1 protein-coding gene is annotated in these 1,235 nt (G+C 48.3%); it reads right to left on the minus strand.

Annotated features, from left to right (window positions below; translation table 11 throughout):
• Positions 1–151 precede the first annotated feature (151 nt).
• Complete coding sequence (locus Xedl_RS19635; RefSeq protein ID WP_074025398.1) at positions 152–1,186, minus strand: IS110 family RNA-guided transposase; 1,035 nt, start codon at positions 1,184–1,186, stop codon at positions 152–154.
• Positions 1,187–1,235 lie beyond the last annotated feature (49 nt).

The raw sequence follows: 1,235 nt of genomic DNA on the forward strand, positions 1-1,235 counted from the left end.
TTATCCGCGCCATGATGTCATCCGCACCCTGCTTCCTTCTCACTACATCGGTATATCACTACCTTGTATAAGAACAGGCTATTACAGGAACGGTAGCCGTTTTCTCATCAGTGTTTGCAAACTTGATAATGCGTCTATTTTTGTTGCTCAATTAATTAATAGTAAAAGCTTTTTGCATATTAAAATCCACTTCATCCCGCAGAACACGCCAGATAATCCGGGTCAGTTTGTTGGCTAAAGCGATCGTGGCTTTCATAAACCCACATCGGGCAATCAGTTTTCTCAACCATTCTCCCAGACAATCATCCCGTTTTTGAACACAACGCATCACGGCACGGGCACCGTGAATGATTAACGTTCGGAGATGACGGTTTCCATTTTTGCTCAGGGAAGACAGCCGGTTTTTTCCACCTGAACTGTGTTGTCGGGGAACCAGGCCACACCAAGCAGAAAGTTGCCGGCCATTGGCAAATTGGGGCGCACTGACTTCACTCACGAAGGCGGCTGCAATAAGAGGACCGACGCCGGGGATCGTGAGCAGATGGTGATAACCACTTTGCTGACGAGAAAGTACCGCTATTTCATTATCCATTTCATGAATGCGAATGTTCAGATTCCGTCGGTCTTCCCCCAAAGTATGAAGCAAACGTCGTAGTACAGAGGACAGCTCATGGCTCTCCTCTTCTAGAATCTCAGGCAGGTACTGTTGCAGTTTCTGAATACCAGCAGGAACGATCACCCCCTCCTCAGCGAGGAAAGCCCGAATCGGGTTGGCGAGTGCGGTACGTTGTTCCACCATGAGTTGTCGGGCACTGCGCAGTGCCTTGATATCTTGCTGTTCCACCGTCTTGACCGGAACAAAATGGATACCGGGTCGGCAGGCCGTTTCGCAGATAGCCAGTGCATCATTGGCATCATTTTTTTGATGATGGCTGAAAGCTTTAACATGCTGGGTCGGCACAAGCCTGATGATAAATCCCATCGCCTGAAGGGTTCTGCCCCAATAGTGAGAAGTTGCACAGGCCTCCATAGCAATGAGGGTTCCTGGCGAAAAAGTGCGCACAGTATCAAGCAATTTTTGCCGTGAAATTTTTCGGTTCGAGGCGACAGAACCGTCCGCCATCCAGACACAGACTTGAAAAACGTTTTTGGCGAGGTCAATGCCAATGACTTTAATCGCATTCATGAGATGTTCTCCCGAAATTCAGTGCATCGGAAAAAAAGATGGCACTATT

Source organism: Xenorhabdus eapokensis (genome assembly GCF_001908105.1).